1 protein-coding gene is annotated in these 514 nt (G+C 35.4%); it reads left to right on the plus strand.

Annotated elements, in window-relative coordinates; translation table 11 throughout:
• On the plus strand, positions 1-246 hold a 246-nt coding region (locus tag ABD785_RS41215; RefSeq protein WP_344840368.1), incomplete at its 5' end, for a hypothetical protein.
• Positions 247-514: the final 268 nt, after the last annotated feature.

The following is a 514-nucleotide window of genomic DNA, read 5'->3' on the forward strand; positions in this document are numbered from 1 at the left end:
CAACTTCGTTATTGGATACCAGTTTTTCTTGATTGTACTCAATCCATCCTCCAAATGAGTGAACTTGAAAATGTTGTTACACAGATCGATCTCCTTAAGGATACCCTCTTTGAAAAAGTTACTAAATATATAGATTCTAAAGGGTGTAAACCTAATAATGAATTACAGGAACTGTTAAGACTTGATCTCCAAGTTTGTGCTATGGGACTTATTGATTATTTTCATAAAAATGAACAAAAGGCTTAAGGCGCACCGTTTAGCCTAAGGCAGAGCAAATGTTCTGTCATGAAAAAAAGGGTGGTTTTCCCTTTTATTCATGACAGGTTATTTGACCAAGGAAAAAGTGATTTTTCTTTTTCCCTCGAGTAGGATGAAATGGCAAAGATCGTCGCCATTTCATCTTGGCTGGGTGCTGGAGCTGGATTTAGCCGTAACATTGTATAAACTAAACACCAGAACTATACTTTCTTAAATTATAAAAAAAAGAGCAGCCTAAGCTACTCTTTTCAAATTT

The sequence above is a fragment of the Actinocorallia longicatena genome, assembly GCF_039534125.1.
Lineage (GTDB): Bacteria > Actinomycetota > Actinomycetes > Streptosporangiales > Streptosporangiaceae > Actinocorallia > Actinocorallia longicatena.